We start from the raw sequence: 16345 nt of genomic DNA on the forward strand, positions 1-16345 counted from the left end.
AGGGGACACGTTGCGATACAAGGCGGGGCGATCGAGCAGGGCCTCCCTGTTCAGCGCGCGAAGCTCGGCACTCCAATTGCTGACTGGGAGGACAGATGAATCGGCATCGAGCCGATCATCAACATCTTATTAGGAGCGCGTCATGAGCACGTCTGCACAGAATCCCGAGCAGGAAAAGCCCAAAGGTGGCGATGAAACCTTTACCACCGATATCTCCGAGACCGACGATGAAGGCACGACGATACGCGAGGCCGAAGTGCGCGAGGGCGATCTGACGGAAACGAAGCCGGGCGAGGGCCCGACCAGCCGCGAAAGCGGTGACGCCGGCGTTTGAGCACGCGCTTCGCTTATCGCCGTGGATCGAACGGCACTTCCTCCAGCCTCGTCTGGAGCGAGGTGCCGGATTCCCACGCGTTCGCGCCCGGCGCGATATCGCCCACGGGGATGTCGTAGCGTTTGCGTTTTCTGTTCTCGTGCGACACCTTGAGGCGCTTGTCGCGCGCGGCGACGGCCGCTTCATCGACCTGTCCGTCCTGCGTGAAACCCATCATGAGTTGCGGCGCGCCGTAGGGGAAATCGTCCCGGTCGATCTGCCAGGTGTGGAACGTCTTGCCGTATGTAGTGACGAGGTCCTTGAAATACGCACGTTCGGCCAGTTCAGGAATGCCTGGCGCCACGAGGACGCCCGACTTCACCTCGTAGTGGTGGCTGTGCCACAGCCGCTTCTCTTCCTCGGGGAGCTGCAGAAAGCGCTCTTCCGGAATGATGTATTCGATGCCGATGAGCCGCGCGCCCGGTGCGTTCGAATCGAAGATCACGCACTGATGCAGATCGTGACGCAGATGAATGCAGAAGTGATGCGCTTCCACCTGCCGGCCCATGTCGTCGGCGTAGAAGTGAAATCCGTTCAGCCATGTACTCATCGCCTGAAGCGGATACTTCGGCTGCATGACGCCGGCAGCGAAGTCCAGCGCGCGATGTTTGGCCGAATGACCGGCGCCCACGCTCATGACAGCGGCCGCCCGACGCGCGATCAACGCGGCGGCAGCGGCGGCCAGACCGGTGATCAGGCCGGCGGCGAACGGCGTAAAGCTGTCGGTTTCCTCGGGTCGATAGCTCATGATCGCGCCCCCATGGAATCAGTGTCATTCGGGCAGCAATCGTCGTTCCATGCGCGCTTCGACAAAGTCGTCGAAGCGCGACCATGCCGAAGCGAAGCTCGCGCAATCGGCCGTGACGGTTGGCGGTTTTCTACAACGCCTGCGTGAGCTGCGGTATCGCTTCGAACAAGTCGCCGACCAGTCCGTAATCCGCGACACTAAAAATGGGCGCTTCAGCATCCTTGTTGACGGCAACGATGACCTTCGAGTCCTTCATGCCAGCCAGATGCTGAATCGCGCCCGAGATGCCGACCGCGACATACAACTGCGGCGCGACGATCTTTCCGGTCTGTCCGACCTGCCAGTCGTTCGGTGCGAAGCCCGAATCGACGGCCGCCCGCGAAGCCCCCACCGCCGCACCGAGCTTTTGCGCAAGCGAATCGAGAAGCGCGAAATTTTCCGCACTGCCCATACCGCGGCCGCCCGACACGACGATGCGCGCCGACGTGAGCTCGGGCCGCTCGCTCACCGCGACCTCGCGGCGCACGAAACGCGCACGCTGCGTCCCTGCAACAGCCGCCTTCGTGTCGACAGGCGCCGGCGCACTCGCCGAAGGTGCGGCATCGAAGGCAGTGGTTCGAATCGTCAAGATCTTGATCGCGTCATCGCATCGCACGGTGGCGATCGCATTGCCAGCATAGATCGGGCGGTCGAACGTATCGGCATCGTGAATGGCGATCACATCGGAAATCTGCGACGCATCGAGATTCGCAGCCACGCGCGGCGCGACGTTCTTCCCCGCCGCCGTGGCCGGAAAAAGCACATGCGTGTAGGACGTCGCAAGCATCAGCACCTGTGCTGCGATGTTTTCCGCGAGACCGTCCGCAAGATGCGGCGCATCCACGAGAACGACACGGTCCACGCCTTCGATGATGCGCGCGGCATCCGCCGCACCGCGCGCATCGTGACCTGCAACCAGCACGTGCACACCGTTGTTCAACTGGCGCGCCGCGCTGATGGTATTGAGCGTGGCCGCCTTGAGCCGCGCGCCTTCGTGGTCGGCAATGACGAGAGTGGTCATTCAGATTACCTTCGCTTCATTCTTGAGCTTGTCGATCAACGCCGAGACGTCGTTCACGCGGCCCCCCGCCTTGCGCGCCGCAGGCTCGACGACCTTGAGCGTCTTCAGGCGTGCAGAAGCATCGACGCCCAGATCCGCAGGGCTCCATGTCTCGATCGGCTTCTTCTTCGCCTTCATGATGCTGGGCAGCGTGACGTAGCGCGGCTCGTTCAGGCGCAAATCCGTCGTGACGATGGCAGGCAACGTAAGCTCGAGGACTTCGAGACCGCCATCCACTTCACGCGTGACCGTGGCGGTATTCGCGCCGATCCGGATGTTGCTGGCGAATGTCGCCTGCGGCCAGTCGAGCAACGCAGCGAGCAGTTGGCCCGTCTGGCCCGCATCGTCGTCGATGGCCTGCTTGCCGAGAATCACCAGTTGCGGCTGTTCACGTTCGACAGCCGCCTTCAGCAACTTGGCGACCGCCAGAGGCTGCAATTCGACGTCCGTCAGGATGTGGACGCCGCGATCCGCACCGATGGCAAGCGCCGTGCGCAGCGTCTCCGAGCTCTGCGCCGGACCGCATGTCACCGCGATAACCTCGCTGGCGTGACCGCCTTCCTTCAGGCGCGTGGCCGCTTCGACGGCGATCTCGTCGAACGGATTCATCGACATCTTCACGTTGCTCGTCTCGACACCGCTCTGATCCGCTTTCACGCGGACGTTCACGTTGTAGTCGACGACACGCTTCACTGCGGCCATGATCTTCATGGTTGCGTTCCCTGGTTCGAATCTCAAGAGCGAGGGTCAATGAACTCGATGAGGACGAGCGCAGCCTGCGAGCCGCGATGCGGCGCGAGATGAAGCGGCGGTCCTCGTTCGTCGCGCAATAAGACATGCGCGGCATCGAGCGTGGCCTCGAAGCCTTTGACGGCGAACGTGCATTCCGCCTCGATCGTCAACGCGACTACGAAGCATCCCGATGGCACGGTCATCGTTTCAGTCAGCGGCCGGATACTCGCGCGACAGACGCCACGCGCAGCCATCGCATTGAGGGCGAGCACCGGTCCATCGTGCAAGGTGGCGTCCCATGCGACATCGCCGTCGTAATCCGCGACGGCGCCGCTGCTCAGGCGACATTGCACATCTCCATGGCGTAGCGTGACGCCCGCGCCCTGCATGACGAGCGACAAACGCGTCATGCCCGCAAAGCGCGAATAAGGCCCGTCACGCACGACCGTTGCGAGGCTGATGCGCCACGCGCCATCCTGGTCGTAAGCGAGGGGCCGCGTCGTTCCGCCGCCGTTGCGCCAGGGCCGCGTCTCGAACGACGTCAACGCCCGGACTTCGACGCCGTCCGGCACGCGCGCTTCAGGACACTGCGCCGACACCGTATTTCCCGGTCAGCAATGCGCCGGTCGCAAAACGTTCGACGGAATACGGCGCGAGCGATACATCGGTGTCCAAGCCGAGCGCGGCCTGCGCCAGCACCTTGCCCACGGTGGGCGACAGCTTGAAGCCGTGGCCTGAAAAACCATAGCCGACCACGAGCCCTTCGATACCCGGCAACGCGCCGAGCACGGGGTTCCAGTCGGGCGTGACGTCATACACACCCGTCCACGACGATGCGATGCCCGCCGCCTCATACGCCGGAAAGCGCTCGGCGACCTGCGCGCCGACTTCGACGACATAGTCCATCGGGATATCGCCTTGTTCGGTGTCGGCGGTGTCGAGCTTTTCGCCGGCAGTGCCTTCGCTCACCAGCATCTGATTGCCGCCGTAGCTGCGGTAATACAGCATGCCCCTCGATGCGAGGTCCTTGAACACCGGCATCGCGTATGTGTAGGCCGCGCCTTCGCATTCGAGGGCGAGCACCGCATGACGCTCGGGCGAGACCGGCAGCGATTTGCCCGTCCAGCCTGCGAGTTCGGGCGTCCAGATGTTCTGTGTGCTGATGACCGTCGACGCCGCGAAATCGCCCACGCTCGTCGATACGCCGCGCACCTTGCCGTGTTCGATCAGCAGCCGGTTCACCGTAACGTTTTCGCGGATCGTCACGCCGCCGCGTCGCGCGGCGCGCGCGAAACTCGTCGCGGTGAGATAGGCGTCCGCGAAGCCGGCCTCGGGTTCGAAGCCGATCAGCGCGGCATCGTAAAAGCGTGCAATCGGCATGAGTTCGTGCGCCTGCTGCGCACTCAGCAATTCAAGCGGAATGCCTTGCTGTCTCTGCTGTTCGAGCGATGCGCGCAACGGCTCGACCTTGTCGCCCTCGGCCGCGACAATCATATAACCGCTTTTCACGAGGCCGCACGATGCTTCGTCGTCGCCGAGATAGGCCGCGAAGTCATTGAACACCGCCCATGACTTGCGCGCCAGTTCGACGTTTTCCTTCACGGAATAATGCGTGCGCAGAATGCCCGACGATTGCGACGTCGTGCCCGCGCCGATGGTCGCGCGATCCAGCACGAGCACGCTTTTCGCGCCCAGCTTCTGAAGATGGAACGCGACGGAACTGCCGATCACGCCGGCCCCGATCACCACCACGTCATAGGTATTCACTGTTGCGCTTCCTTTCTCATGCGGATCATGGACGCAGTGTGCCGCGCCAGTTGCACTTCGCCCTCGTCATAAGAGAAACCGATGCTGAGCAGAAGCAGCGATGCATACCGCGGATTCACGCGGCGCCTTCGAGGCCCTTCATGACTTCGGCCTGCACGGTTTCCCAGATCGACTTCTTCATCTCCAGATACGCAGGCGAAAGCTGCACTTCGGCCGTGCGCGGCAACGGCAAATCGTTGCGGATATCCTGCACGATGCGTCCCGGCTTCGCGCCCATCACGATCATGCGCGTGGAGAGCATCAGTGCCTCGTCGATGGAATGCGTGATGAAGACGATGGTCTTGCCGCTCTTTTCATAGAGCGAAAGTAGTTGTTCCTGAAGCACTTGCCGCGTCATGGCATCGAGCGCGGCGAAAGGCTCGTCGAGCAGCATCACGTCCGGGTCGTTGGCGAGCACACGCGCGATCGACACGCGCTGCTTCATGCCGCCCGACAACTTGCCGGGATAGCTGTCCTCGAAGCCCTTCAGACCCACCGCTTCGATATGACGCCGCGCGGCCTCGCGCCTTTGCGCCTTGCCCATGCCGCGCATCTTCAGGCCGAACGCGACGTTCTCGCTCACCGTTTTCCACGGAAACAGCGCGTACTGCTGGAACACCATGCCGCATGCCGGCTCGACATCCTTCACGACCTTGTTGTTGACGAGCACGCGGCCCTGCGTCGGCTGCTCGAAGCCGGAGATCATGTTGAGCATCGTCGATTTGCCGCAGCCCGATGCGCCGAGCAGCACGAGAAACTCGCCTTTTGCGATGTCGAGATCGACCTCCCTCAGTACCTGCAACGGGCCGTAGCTCTTCGCGACGCCTTCGAGCCGGATCATCGGATGGTTCATCGTTGCCATGACAGCACTCCGCGTTCGATGAGCCGGAACACGGCATCCGTAACGAGCACCGTGATGCTGATGAGCACCATGCCGAGCACGACGGTATCGGTCTGGAAGAACTCGCGTCCGTTCATGATCATGAAGCCGAGACCCTGTTGCGCGGCGACGAGTTCCGCCGAGATCACGCAGGTCCACGAGAGGCCGAGAATCACCTTCATGCCCGACAGAATCTGCGGGATGCAGCCGGGCAGAATGACTTCGAACATGACCTGCCAGCGATTCGCGCCGAGATTGCGCGCCGCACGGATGAAGATCGGATCGATGTTGCGCGTGGCGTCGATCACATACAGAAGCGCGGGCGCGAACGAGCCCATGAACACGATGCTGTACTTCTGCGTCTCGGTGATGCCGAACCACAGCAGCGACAGCGGAATCCAGCTCATCGACGGCAGCGGGCGCAGAAACGACAGCAGCGGATCGAATACCGCCCGCGCCACGCGCGAGGTGCCGAGCATGATGCCGAGCGGAATCGAAACGACCGCGGCCGCGAAGAAGCCGACCATCACGCGACGTGTGGACGCGAGCACGTTGTCGAGCAGCGCATGCTGATTCCACATGCGGATGCCGCGCGCCAGCACCTGCGATGGCGCGGGCAGAAAGACCGCATCGACCAGCCCGGCACGGCATACGAGTTCCCACAGCAGCAGGAAGCCGATCAGCGAGCACGCGCTCACGACGAGCAGGCCGCCCCTCCATTTGCGATTCGATGCCATTCGTCGATGCTCACAGATAGCTTGCGTTGATCCAGTCCGCCACCTTCGGCGACTGATCGATCTGCTTGAGATCGACGAGCATGTCAGAGAGCTTCTGCACGCCGTCGACGAACGGTCCCGGCTTGCCGCCGCTGCCCACGAAGAGCGATTTTTGCTGCGCGTGCGAATACCACTGGGTCTGTTTGAGGACCGCCATCTGCTCGTCTTCCGAGAGATTCGTGAGCGTCATCAGGATGGGCGCGGCTTTCTCCGGATGCTGCGTCATCATGTCGTTGGCCTGCGCGATTCCTTGCAGGAAAGCCTTCGGCACCTCGGGATGCGCGCTCGCGAACGCCGTGCGCACCAGCAGCACGTCCGGTCCCGGCGTCAGTTGATACTGCTTGTAGAGCGAGAACGACGAATCGTCGAGCAGGAGCTTCGTGTCGGGCAGCGCCTTGATGCGATCGAAGGTCGGCGTCCATGCGGCGGCGGCATCGATCTGATTGCCGCGGTATGCGGTGAGCAGTTCGTTCGCGGGCAGATTGATGATGCTCACGTCCTTGCCGGGGTCCATGTTGGCCTGACGCAGCACGTCGAGCAGCAGCACGTGCGAACTCGACGCATACGTGACGCCGATCTTCTTGCCCTTCAGATCCGCGAGCGACTTCACGTTGCTGCGCACCAGCAGCCCTTCGGACTTGCCGAAGTTATTGGGCGTCGAGATCAGCTGGAACTGTTTCGCGCCGTTGGCCATCAGCGCGAGCGCCGAGACGACGCCCGTGCCCGCGATATCGATGTTGCCCGCCATCACCGCGCCCATGCGTGCCGACGAGGTCGAGAACGATTGCCAGCGGCAGTCGATCCCGAGTTTCGTGAAGATATCGGTCTTCATCGCGACATACGCCGCGTAGTGGCCGAGCCATGCCGAACCGCCGTAATTGACGGCGGTCGCCGCGCGCGCGAGCGGCGCGAATGCCGTCGTGAAGCCCGCCGTGGCCGCTGCCGCGCCGATCCAGGAAGCCTGCTTCAGAAATGTACGGCGATTGCTTGTCATCGTTATGCCTGTCTGAATGAGAGGTGGAAAACGGCGGCGGCCTGCCCGCAAAGCCTGGTCTGCAATGGATGGTAGTGGCGAACGTGACGCGGCCATTAAGCCATCTGACCAAATCAGAAACTCTTATGTTTTAAAGCAGTTTCGCTAATGTCATGCTGCGCCTTGCGCGTCGAAGTCGTGCGCATAGGCGTCGAACAGTTCGGCGGGCATGCCGGGCAGGGCGGCGTGCAATCCCGGCGCGATCACGTCGCGCGCCACCGCAATGGACTCGCGCGACACCGCATCGGCCATCGCGGACCATTCGGAGCGGCGCGTGAGAATGTAGAAGTGGCGATGCCCGATGCGCGTTGCGGGCAGCGGAACGACAGTCACGTCCGGCAGATGCGCGCGCGACTGCCACAAACAAAGCGGCGACGTGATCGCGCAGCCGAAGCCGGACGCGACGAGACTGAGCAGCGGATCGGTGGCATCGAATTCGTAGCGGTTCGGTGCATGGAAGTTCATGTGCTTGACGAGCCGCTCGACCTGTTGCCCGATCAGCGAGCGGCCCGTGTAGCGCAACAGCGGCAGTTCGCGCGCGACGTCGTGGAAGCCGCGCAGCTTGCGGCCCGCGCCGAATTTTTTCGGCGCGACGGCGATGAAGGTCTCCGAGAACAGCGGGCGCAATTCCACACGCCGCGGATCGAGCGTGGCTTCCGTGCAGATGGCGAGATCGAGTTCGCGATTGGCGAGCTGCTCGCTGAGCGTCGGCGTGAGGCCGGACCACATCGAAAGCGTCTTCATGCGATCGGACAGGCGCTGCACGAGATGCGGCCCGACGCTGGCGGCGAACGAATCCACGCAGCCGATGCGCAGGCTCGGCACGCCTTCGCTGGTTGCTGTGCGCACCTTATGCGAGACCGCCTGCGCATGTTCGAGCAGCCCGCCCGCCTGTTCGAGCAGGATACGGCCTGCCGCGTTGGGCCGCACCGGCCGGAACTCGCGATCGAATAACGCCACGCCCTGTTCGCGCTCCAGTGCGGCGATGAGCTGGCTCACCGCGCTCTGCGTGACGCCAAGCACACGCGCGGCTTCGGTCATCGAACGCGTCTCGCAGACTGCGACGAACGCCTGCAACGCACGCAGGTCCACCCCGACGAATGTATTTCGCATGGTCTCCTCCCGGGCCTATTCTGCCGCATAAGCCTCGTCGCGCCCTGTCCATCGGGCGGTTTTCGCGGCCATAATAGCGGGCACAGGTATCGAACCGGGCGCCTTCGCATGGACATGGGCTGATGCGAGGGCACGCAGGTCAACCCCACATCGCGCGCTTTGGTCAATCACACTTCCTCGTCCGACGCCATGCCGCGCCGGTTCGTGTTCCTCCTCGCGGACGGCTTGTCGATGATGAGCCTGTCGTCCGCCATCGAGCCGCTGCGCTCGGCCAACCGCCTCGCGGGCGACACCTTGTACGACTGGACGCTCGCGAGTCTCGACGGCGAGCCGGTGCATTCGTCGGGCGGCATCGCGCTGGCGGCGCGCAACTTCGACGACGTCTACAAGAATGCCGATTACGTGTTCGTCTGCGGCGGCCTTCGTCTCGCGCCCGCGCTCGAACCGGCCTTCGTCGCGGCGCTGAAACGCGCGGCCCGCACCGATGCGGTCATCGGTTCGCTCTCGACCGCGACGTATCTGCTTGCGCTCGCGGGATTGCTCGACGGCTACCATTGCACGATCCACTGGGAGAATCTGCCGGCGTTCACGGAGGCGTTTCCCAACCTGCTATGCAGCAGCAAGCTGTTCGAAATCGACCGCGACCGCATGACGTGCTCGGGCGGCATCGCTGCAATGGACATGATGCTGCATCTCATCAAGACGCAGCACGGCAGCGATCTGGCGGTGCGCGTCGCCAATCAGTTCCACCACGAACGCATGCGCGATACGGCCGATAATCAGCGCGGCTGGCGCGACCAGAATCACGCGAGCCTGCCGCGCGGCATCCGCCGGGCCATCGAGATGATGCGCGCGCATGTGGAAACGCCGCTGCAGATCAACGATATCGGCTCGGCCATCGGCATGACGTCGCGCCAGATGGAGCGGCTATTCTTGCGGCATCTGAACGCAACGCCCGCGCGCTACTACGTGCAGTTGCGGCTGGAGCGCGCGCACGAGATGCTGACGTATTCGAGCGTGCCCGTGGCCGATGTGGCCGTGGCGACGGGTTTCGCGTCGCCGTCGCATCTGGCGCGCTGGGTGCGTCGGGCGTATGGCATCAGCCCGACGGAGTTGCGCGCCGCGCAGCCGAGGTCGTGAAGGGCTTATGCCGCTTCGAGCTCCGGCGCTGCGGCTCGCAGCGGCAACGGCAGCCAGCCTTGCAGCTCGCGCCAGTTCGGTTCCAGGTGCGCAAAGCGCGAAAGCGACAGCGACGAGAGATCCGCGAACGCGCATCGCCCGTCCACCACGAGATCGCGGATCGCGTGGCCGCTCGCCGGCGACAGCCCGAAACCCACGCTCGATAACGTCGCGACCGTCACGTTGCCCTTCGCATCGGGGCGATCGATCACGGGCCGTCCATCCGGCGTGTTCTCGATGTAACCCGCCCAGCTGCGGATGACCTTCGCATGCGCGGCCTTCGGCAGCAGCGCCGCGAGCCGCGCCGCGATGCTGCATTGAAGCGGCGTCGAATGCGGACGCACCTTCGGCACGTCGTCGAGACCGATCCATTCGTGCGGACCGCCGCCGTACGCGAGGTTGCCGCGCAGCGTCTGCCGCCCGTACAGGCCGTTGCCGTCGACGCCGCCGAGCGGCATCTGCGGAAGCGGTTCGGTGACGATCATCTCCGCGCGCGCCGCCGCGAGCGGCACGTCGATGCCGAGTTGCGCGGCAAGCACGCCCGTATGCGGTCCGGCCGCGATCACGAGGTGATCGCAGGCAAAGTCTCCGCTGGACGTCTTCACCGCGCTGACGCGTCCGCCTTGCGTGACGAAACCCGTCACCGGCGTATGTTGCAGGATGCGTGCGCCGTGATCCTCCATCGCCCATGCATAAGCCTGCAAGGTGCGATGCGGATTCGCATGCCCGCCGAAGTGATAGAAATAGCCGGCATGCACGTTGTCGCCCGCGAGCGGCACGAGCTCGCGCACCTGCTTCGCATCGAGCACGTCGGAGCGCAGGCCGTGATGCGCCCCGTTCTCCAGTGCACGCCGATACAGCCGGAACTGATGCTCGTCGAGCGCAATGCGGATGCGCTCGCGGCAAAATTCGGTCGGATAGCCGAGCAGTTCGTCCATCATCGGCCAGAGGCGCTGTTCTTCCATGAAGAGCGGGCTGTGATGATGCGAGCAGCCGCCGCCGTTGCGCCCCGACGCGCCCCAGCCGATCATGCCCGCTTCGAGCACCAGCACGTCGATGCCTTCGCGCGCGAGCCACCATCCCGCGGAGAGGCCCGTCACGCCGCCGCCGACGATGACGACCGATGCGCCCTTGATATTGCCTGCTGCCAACGTGTTCATGCTTGCGAGCCTTGATTGCGAGATTTCGTTTCGATGAAAAGCCGATGCCGATGTCCGCTATTCGCTTGCAACCGGTTCTCCGACGCGCCGCGTGCCCGCGCGATACAGCGGATCGACACGCCAGAACGGCACCCATTGCGAGGCCATGCCGAACCAGCTATCCCAGTGCGCCGCGGTCGATGACGCTTCGGCCACGTCGGCGAGTTGCCGCAACGCGAGCGGGCGCACCGGCGCGCGAAAGGTCGCGAGCGGAATCTGCGGCAGGGCACAGCCGGCGCCGATCGCGACCAGTGCCGCCACTTGCTCGCGGCATCGGCGGCCCTGGCATGGGCCCATGCAGGCGCGCGTGAGACGCTTGACCGCATCGGGATTCGGCGGGCCGCTGCGTGCGAGGCCGGCGACGCCGCGCGTGTCGTGCGCCGGATCGGCGGGATGCCAGTCGAGGTAGCGCGGCGGGCGGACATCGAGGATTTCGCGCGCGGTGACTTCCTCGCACTGGCACACGAACGGCTCGCCCGCCGCGCCGAGAACGCTCGCGCGCACCCATTCCACGCGCGATCGGGCGATATCGTGCTCGGGTGCTTCGGGCTGCACGACCTGCGCTAGGTCCGCAACGCTCGACGCATCGAGCGCCGCACGCGCCGCGCGACGGCCTTCTTCGCGCGCGATGGCTTCATCGCGGCTCTTCGCCGCCCAGACGCCCGCGCAGTCGCCTGCTGCGTAAGCGAACGGCAGCGACGTCCGCTGCATTGCATCGACACTGACGACGTGACCGCCGCGCGCCGCATCGAACGCAGTCGCGCAACCTGCCGCTTCGAGCAGTTCGATCGCGGGCAGCGCGGCGATGCCGAGCAGCACCGTGTCGCAATCGAACCTGGCCGACGCGCCCGCATCGAGCGATGCCGCTTCGACCGACGTCACGCCATACGCATCCCCGTGCGCGTGGCGCACGACATGACGCGTGAGCATGCGCGCGCCGCCCGCTTCGAGTTGCGACGCGAGTGCGGCATCGCCGAGGATCGCATCGGACTGTTCGATCACCGCGACGATCTGCACGCCGCGCGTCATCAGTTCGACGCCCACGTTGAGCGCGTCCGTGTCGCTGCCGATCAACACCGCGCGACGCGCATCGAGCGCGCCGTACAGCGCCGCCAGCCGCCACGCGGCGCTTGCGCCCATCACGCCGGGACGCTGCCAGCCGTCGAACGCGAGGCCCATGTCGCGCCGACCGGATGCGACGATCACCCGCTTGAAACTCATGAGCCACGTATGCGATGAATCGGCGAGACCGGCGACATGCGTGTCCATCCAGGCGCTCGCCGGGCCGTGCGGAAAGAGGCCCCAGACTGCCGTGCCGAGCTTCACGTCGATGCCTGCTTCGAGCGCATCGCCGAGTTCAGGGCGCGCTTCGAGCATGGCTTCGAGCATCGCGTTGGCGTTGCCGGCCGCCGCGCCCATGCGAGCGCCGAAATGCAGCGGCACGTCCTCGCCCATCGTTTCGAGCGGCACGGGATTCTCATCGACGAGCGTCACGCCGATGCCGCGTCCGGCCGCTTCGAGCGCGGCCGCGATGCCCGCCGGACCCGCGCCCACGATGAGCAGATCGGTCGATTCATCGACGGGCGGCGCCTTGCCCGCCACGGATGCGGGATCGTAGAAGGGCGTTTGCATGGCTTCGTTTTCCACGGGTTCGACTCTTTGAGGTCAGGATGTCATGGCTTGCGCGTCGTCCCGCCGCGCATCCGATTCGCCGATGGCAGTCGGCGCGTTCAGCACGAGCTCGCACAAGGCGGCGGCGCTTGTGTCGGGTTCGGCGAGCGCATCGACGGCCGCTTCGAGTTCGCTCGCGAAACGTGCGCCGAAGCGCGCGCCTGTCAGCGTGCGGAATTTCTCGCGCTCGGCGCCCGGTGTCATCGGACGGGCGGGATCGCCGCTTGCCTGCATCGCGCCGGAATCGAGACGTCGTCCATCGCGCAGTTCGATTCGCACGCGCGCCCAGCGCTCGGCGGGAAACGCCGCGTTGAATTCGGCATGCTCGCGCGTGACGAGGCGCGGCAGCAGCGCGCGCACCGCAGGATCGGCGAGACCCGCATCGCCGATGGTGCCGGCATCCACGCGACCATGCAGCAACGCGGCGGCGACGGGAAACAGCACGCCGTATTGCGCTTCTTCGGTAGTGCGGGGCGCGCCGGACCACAGGCGCTTCGCCTCGTGGAAGGTCTCGATCTCCACACGCTCGATGTCGGCCGCATCGAAACCGGCCTGCGCGCGCACCGCCAGCGCCGCTGCAATCGACGGATGCGCCCAGCGGCAAACCGGATATGGCTTTACATACTGTTCGAGGATCAGCCAGCGCTCGCCGAGATCGGCCCAGATCGCGGGCGCATCGCGCTCCACGGTTGTCGCCGGTGCGCCGGTGAAGCCGCGCGATGCGAGCAGCGCCGCGCTGATGCCCGCGAGCGCGCCCCAGCACGAGCCGTCCTTCAGCATGGTCGGATGATCGATGCAGCGCATCATGTCCGAGCGCGGCCCGTGATACTCCGCGATGCCGAGCGCATGCCGCGTCGTCGTCAGGTCGAAGCTAAGCGCGCGGCTCGCGATGGCCGCCGCCGCGAGCGCATTCCACGCGCCGGAGGTGTGATATTCGCGGCTCGTCGCGTGCAGCGCGATGCCCGCGCGCGTGCCGAGTTCGTAGCCGAGGACGGTCTGCACGATGAATTCCCGCCCGCTCATGCCGGGCACGCGCTCGGTCATTGCGAGCAGCGCAGGCAGCACGGTGACGCCCGCATGTCCCTTGGTGAGCGCGTGGCCGTCGTGACCATCGAAACTGTCGATGGTCGCCGCGCCCGCGAACGCCGCGCCCGCCGCGCTCGCGATGCGTCCGTCGAACAGCATGCGCGCGGGCGTGCGGCCTGCGGCGAAGCAATCGAGCGCATGCTCCCGCGCAATCGACGACATGCGCGTAGACGTGCCCGCCGCCGCGATGCCGAAGAGGTCGAGCAGACGGCGTTGCGCATCGCGCACCACGGCATCGGGCAGCATCTCGAAGCGCAACGCGTGCGTGAAGCGGCTTGCGTCGTCGAGCAAAGGCAGGGCGGCGGTCATCATCGGAAGGCGATTTCGACGTCGGTGGACGGGCGGCTGGAGCACGCGAGAATCCAGCCTTGCGATTCCTCGGCGGCCGACAAACCGCCCGCGTGGTGCATCGATACTTCGCCGGACACGCGGCGCACCTTGCAGGTGCCGCACATGCCGCTCGCGCAGCCGCACGGAATCACGACCTGCTGACGCGTCGCCGCGACGAGCAGCGTTTCGCCCGCGCGCACCTGGAAGCGCTTGTCGCCGAGGGTGGCGTGATGAACCACGCCGTGCATTTCTTCGGGCAAGGAGGTTGCATCGTGTTCGGGTGCCGCCGAAGGCGAAGGCCCGAAATGCTCGATATGAAACGCCGCGCGTCGCGCGCCTTCGGCTGCATGAATCTGCCGGATGCTCTGCATGAAACCCGCAGGCCCGCAGCAATACACCGTGCGCCGCCCGAAGTCCGGCGTCATCGCCCAGAGCGTGCCGCGCGAGATGCGCCCGCGCAAGCCGAACCATCCCGGCGCGGGCGCGCTCAGCCACACGCTGACCTTGAGGTTCGGCATGCGCGACTGAAGCGTCGCGAGTTCGCTGGCGAAGAGGATGTCGTCGGCGTTGCGCGCGCAATGCAGCCATGCGACGTCGGCATCCGGCCTGCGGAGCGCGAGCGTGCGCAGCATCGACATGAGCGGCGATGCGCCCGATCCCGCCGACACGAGCGCAAGCGGCGTCGCGTTCGATGGATCGAGCGTGAAGCGGCCGAGCGGATAGCGCGCGTCGATCCGCATTCCCGGCGCGCAGCGCTCGTGCAGCCAGCGCGTGACGACACCATGCGCCTGCGCCTTGATGGTCAGTTCGATCACGTCGCGCTCGACGGACGACGATGCGATGGAAAACATTCGGTCATGACGCACGCCGTCGATGTTCAGCGCGAGCAGCATCGCCTGACCCGGCGCGAAGAGGCGCACGCCGTCGGGATGCGGATCTCGCAGGCGAAAAGTCTTGACGCCCGGCGCTTCGTCGCGCACGCCGATGCATTCGAGCGTGCGCGCTTGCGCTTCATCGAAAGCGCTGACGCTTTCGGCGTCGATCAGCACGTCAGCCATTCGACACCTTCAGCTCGAACGAACGATGCGCATGCGCGCTATCGAGATGAGTCGACAGCTTGTTCGCATACCAGTTGGTGAAGTTGCGCAGCATGAATTCGGACGGCGCATACGGCCCCGGCGTATAAGCGATCGATCCGACGCCGAGTTGATTGTTGGCCGCGAGCCGCGCGTCCTGCGTGTTGGTCGCGTTCCACACGGAGGTCAGTTTGTCGATGTCGTAATCGACGCCTTCCACCGCGTCTTCGTGCACGAGCCAGGTCGTGCGCAGCACCGTGCGCGACGCCGACAGCGGCAGGATGCGGAAATGGATGATGTGATCCGCGAGAAAGTGATTCCAGTTGTTCGGCACGCGGAACATGCGCACGGAGCCGAGATCCGGTTCGGTGAGATCGCCGAGCAGCTTGCCGCATGCAGGCGATCCATCCGGCGTGAACGACACCGCGCCGCGATGAAACGGCAAGCGAATGCAGCGGAACTCGTCGCCGCCATCGGCGGGCAGATGCGGCAGGCCGTGACGTTCCCACTTCGCGGCTTGCGCGTCCATCAGCAGGCGGAAGTCGCGCGAGCCGGCGGGATCGTCGGGCAATGCGAATTCGACCAGCGTCGCGAGCAGTTCCGGATGATTTCCCGCGCAGTGATAGCACTCGCGATTGTTTTCGATGACGAGCTTCCAGTTCGCGTCCTCGATCATCGTCGAGACGGCGGCGACCTTGGTACGCCACGGCTGATGCGGCGCGATGTACGGCGTCACGGCATCGCGAAAGCGGGCGATGTCGGGCGGCGTATCCGCGAGGCAGATGTAGACCATGCCGCACACGATTCCGACATGCACGGGACGCAGCCCATACGCTTCGCGCTCGAAGCCTGCGGGCATCTGCCGCGCATGCAGCAGCGAGCCGTCGAGCTCATAGACCCATTGGTGATAAGCACACGTCAGCCGATGCGCATGCCCCTTTTCGTCGAGACAGATGCGCGAGCCGCGATGACGGCACGTATTGAAAAATGCGCGAATCTCGCCGTCCTCGTCGCGTAACACGATGACCGAAGTCGCACCGATTTCGAGCGTCAGATAGTCGCCCGGCTCGCGCAACTCGCAGCTATTGCACGCGAACAGCCACTCGTTGTTGAAGACGGCGTCGATATCGAGTCGATGAAACGCTTCGTCGGTATAGAACGGCTGCGGCAGCGAGAAGTTGTCGCGGCGTTGCGCGAGGGCGGCGCGCACGCGCGTCGGGTCGATCATCGTCATGCTCTCCGTG

16 protein-coding genes are annotated in these 16345 nt (G+C 65.1%); 2 read left to right on the top strand and 14 right to left on the bottom strand.

Features of this window, described 5'->3' with window-relative positions; translation table 11 throughout:
* The first annotated feature begins 142 nt into the window (after window positions 1-142).
* The gene (locus NCR38_RS32305; RefSeq protein ID WP_250478370.1) at window positions 143-334 is read left to right on the top strand and encodes a hypothetical protein; all 192 of its coding nucleotides are present in this window, start codon (window positions 143-145) and stop codon (window positions 332-334) included.
* A 13-nt stretch (window positions 335-347) separates the two neighbouring features.
* On the opposite strand, the gene NCR38_RS32310 is transcribed toward NCR38_RS32305, so the two are convergent.
* The 9 genes from NCR38_RS32310 to NCR38_RS32350 all read right to left on the bottom strand — a co-directional run bounded on the left by NCR38_RS32310 (window position 348) and on the right by NCR38_RS32350 (window position 8560).
* Window positions 348-1121, bottom strand: a complete 774-nt coding sequence (locus tag NCR38_RS32310; protein WP_250478371.1) for an OBAP family protein — start codon at window positions 1119-1121, stop codon at window positions 348-350.
* A gap of 130 nt (window positions 1122-1251) precedes the next feature.
* Window positions 1252-2181 carry an electron transfer flavoprotein subunit alpha/FixB family protein gene (locus tag NCR38_RS32315; protein ID WP_250478372.1) on the bottom strand — a complete coding sequence of 310 codons (930 nt, stop codon included), beginning with the start codon at window positions 2179-2181 and terminating at the stop codon, window positions 1252-1254.
* Complete coding sequence (locus NCR38_RS32320; RefSeq protein WP_250478373.1) at window positions 2182-2931, bottom strand: electron transfer flavoprotein subunit beta/FixA family protein; 750 nt, start codon at window positions 2929-2931, stop codon at window positions 2182-2184.
* Between the two features lie 23 nt (window positions 2932-2954).
* Complete coding sequence (locus NCR38_RS32325; protein ID WP_250478374.1) at window positions 2955-3551, bottom strand: HutD family protein; 597 nt, start codon at window positions 3549-3551, stop codon at window positions 2955-2957.
* Window positions 3532-4719: an FAD-binding oxidoreductase gene (locus NCR38_RS32330; protein WP_250478375.1), complete on the bottom strand. Its 1188-nt coding sequence runs from the start codon at window positions 4717-4719 to the stop codon at window positions 3532-3534. Before NCR38_RS32330 ends, NCR38_RS32325 begins: the two co-directional genes overlap by 20 nt.
* A 115-nt stretch (window positions 4720-4834) precedes the next feature.
* A complete protein-coding gene (locus NCR38_RS32335) occupies window positions 4835-5620 on the bottom strand; it encodes an ABC transporter ATP-binding protein (protein WP_061118487.1) in 786 nt (261 codons plus the stop codon).
* Window positions 5608-6375: an ABC transporter permease gene (locus tag NCR38_RS32340; protein WP_061118488.1), complete on the bottom strand. Its 768-nt coding sequence runs from the start codon at window positions 6373-6375 to the stop codon at window positions 5608-5610. Before NCR38_RS32340 ends, NCR38_RS32335 begins: the two co-directional genes overlap by 13 nt.
* A gap of 10 nt (window positions 6376-6385) precedes the next feature.
* Window positions 6386-7408, bottom strand: coding sequence for an ABC transporter substrate-binding protein (locus tag NCR38_RS32345; protein ID WP_061118489.1), 1023 nt, complete (start codon window positions 7406-7408; stop codon window positions 6386-6388).
* Between the two features lie 150 nt (window positions 7409-7558).
* On the bottom strand, window positions 7559-8560 hold the full coding sequence (locus NCR38_RS32350) for a LysR family transcriptional regulator (protein WP_250478376.1): 1002 nt from the start codon (window positions 8558-8560) through the stop codon (window positions 7559-7561).
* A 189-nt stretch (window positions 8561-8749) separates the two neighbouring features.
* On the opposite strand from NCR38_RS32350, the gene NCR38_RS32355 reads away from it, so the two are divergent.
* Window positions 8750-9700 carry a GlxA family transcriptional regulator gene (locus NCR38_RS32355; RefSeq protein ID WP_250478377.1) on the top strand — a complete coding sequence of 317 codons (951 nt, stop codon included), beginning with the start codon at window positions 8750-8752 and terminating at the stop codon, window positions 9698-9700.
* A gap of 5 nt (window positions 9701-9705) precedes the next feature.
* On the opposite strand, the gene NCR38_RS32360 is transcribed toward NCR38_RS32355, so the two are convergent.
* Genes NCR38_RS32360 through NCR38_RS32380 form a run of 5 tightly spaced genes read right to left on the bottom strand, consistent with a single transcriptional unit; the run spans window position 9706 to window position 16335 of the window.
* On the bottom strand, window positions 9706-10899 hold the full coding sequence (locus NCR38_RS32360) for an FAD-binding oxidoreductase (protein WP_250478378.1): 1194 nt from the start codon (window positions 10897-10899) through the stop codon (window positions 9706-9708).
* Between the two features lie 57 nt (window positions 10900-10956).
* A complete protein-coding gene (locus NCR38_RS32365; protein WP_250478379.1) occupies window positions 10957-12585 on the bottom strand; it encodes an FAD-dependent oxidoreductase in 1629 nt (542 codons plus the stop codon).
* 18 nt (window positions 12586-12603) lie between these two features.
* Complete coding sequence (locus NCR38_RS32370) at window positions 12604-14007, bottom strand: MmgE/PrpD family protein (protein ID WP_250478380.1); 1404 nt, start codon at window positions 14005-14007, stop codon at window positions 12604-12606.
* Window positions 14004-15083 carry a flavin reductase family protein gene (locus NCR38_RS32375; protein WP_250478381.1) on the bottom strand — a complete coding sequence of 360 codons (1080 nt, stop codon included), beginning with the start codon at window positions 15081-15083 and terminating at the stop codon, window positions 14004-14006. The genes NCR38_RS32370 and NCR38_RS32375 overlap by 4 nt, the downstream gene beginning before the upstream one ends.
* Window positions 15076-16335 (bottom strand): SRPBCC family protein, encoded by a 1260-nt coding sequence (locus NCR38_RS32380; protein ID WP_250478382.1) that lies wholly within the window; start codon window positions 16333-16335, stop codon window positions 15076-15078. The genes NCR38_RS32375 and NCR38_RS32380 overlap by 8 nt, the downstream gene beginning before the upstream one ends.
* Window positions 16336-16345: the final 10 nt, after the last annotated feature.

It is taken from the genome of Caballeronia sp. INML1 (genome assembly GCF_023631085.1).
GTDB classification, from domain to species: domain Bacteria; phylum Pseudomonadota; class Gammaproteobacteria; order Burkholderiales; family Burkholderiaceae; genus Caballeronia; species Caballeronia turbans.

Bases quoted from the DNA above. Each gene is read 5' to 3' on its own strand.
- NCR38_RS32305 (WP_250478370.1), top strand. From the start codon at position 143: ATGAGCACGTCTGCACAGAATCCCGAGCAGGAAAAGCCCAAAGGTGGC.
- NCR38_RS32310 (WP_250478371.1), bottom strand. From the start codon at position 1,121: ATGAGCTATCGACCCGAGGAAACCGACAGCTTTACGCCGTTCGCCGCC.
- NCR38_RS32315 (WP_250478372.1), bottom strand. From the start codon at position 2,181: ATGACCACTCTCGTCATTGCCGACCACGAAGGCGCGCGGCTCAAGGCG.
- NCR38_RS32320 (WP_250478373.1), bottom strand. From the start codon at position 2,931: ATGAAGATCATGGCCGCAGTGAAGCGTGTCGTCGACTACAACGTGAAC.
- NCR38_RS32335 (WP_061118487.1), bottom strand. From the start codon at position 5,620: ATGGCAACGATGAACCATCCGATGATCCGGCTCGAAGGCGTCGCGAAG.
- NCR38_RS32340 (WP_061118488.1), bottom strand. From the start codon at position 6,375: ATGGCATCGAATCGCAAATGGAGGGGCGGCCTGCTCGTCGTGAGCGCG.
- NCR38_RS32345 (WP_061118489.1), bottom strand. From the start codon at position 7,408: ATGACAAGCAATCGCCGTACATTTCTGAAGCAGGCTTCCTGGATCGGC.
- NCR38_RS32350 (WP_250478376.1), bottom strand. From the start codon at position 8,560: ATGCGAAATACATTCGTCGGGGTGGACCTGCGTGCGTTGCAGGCGTTC.
- NCR38_RS32355 (WP_250478377.1), top strand. From the start codon at position 8,750: ATGCCGCGCCGGTTCGTGTTCCTCCTCGCGGACGGCTTGTCGATGATG.
- NCR38_RS32360 (WP_250478378.1), bottom strand. From the start codon at position 10,899: ATGAACACGTTGGCAGCAGGCAATATCAAGGGCGCATCGGTCGTCATC.
- NCR38_RS32370 (WP_250478380.1), bottom strand. From the start codon at position 14,007: ATGATGACCGCCGCCCTGCCTTTGCTCGACGACGCAAGCCGCTTCACG.
- NCR38_RS32375 (WP_250478381.1), bottom strand. From the start codon at position 15,083: ATGGCTGACGTGCTGATCGACGCCGAAAGCGTCAGCGCTTTCGATGAA.
- NCR38_RS32380 (WP_250478382.1), bottom strand. From the start codon at position 16,335: ATGACGATGATCGACCCGACGCGCGTGCGCGCCGCCCTCGCGCAACGC.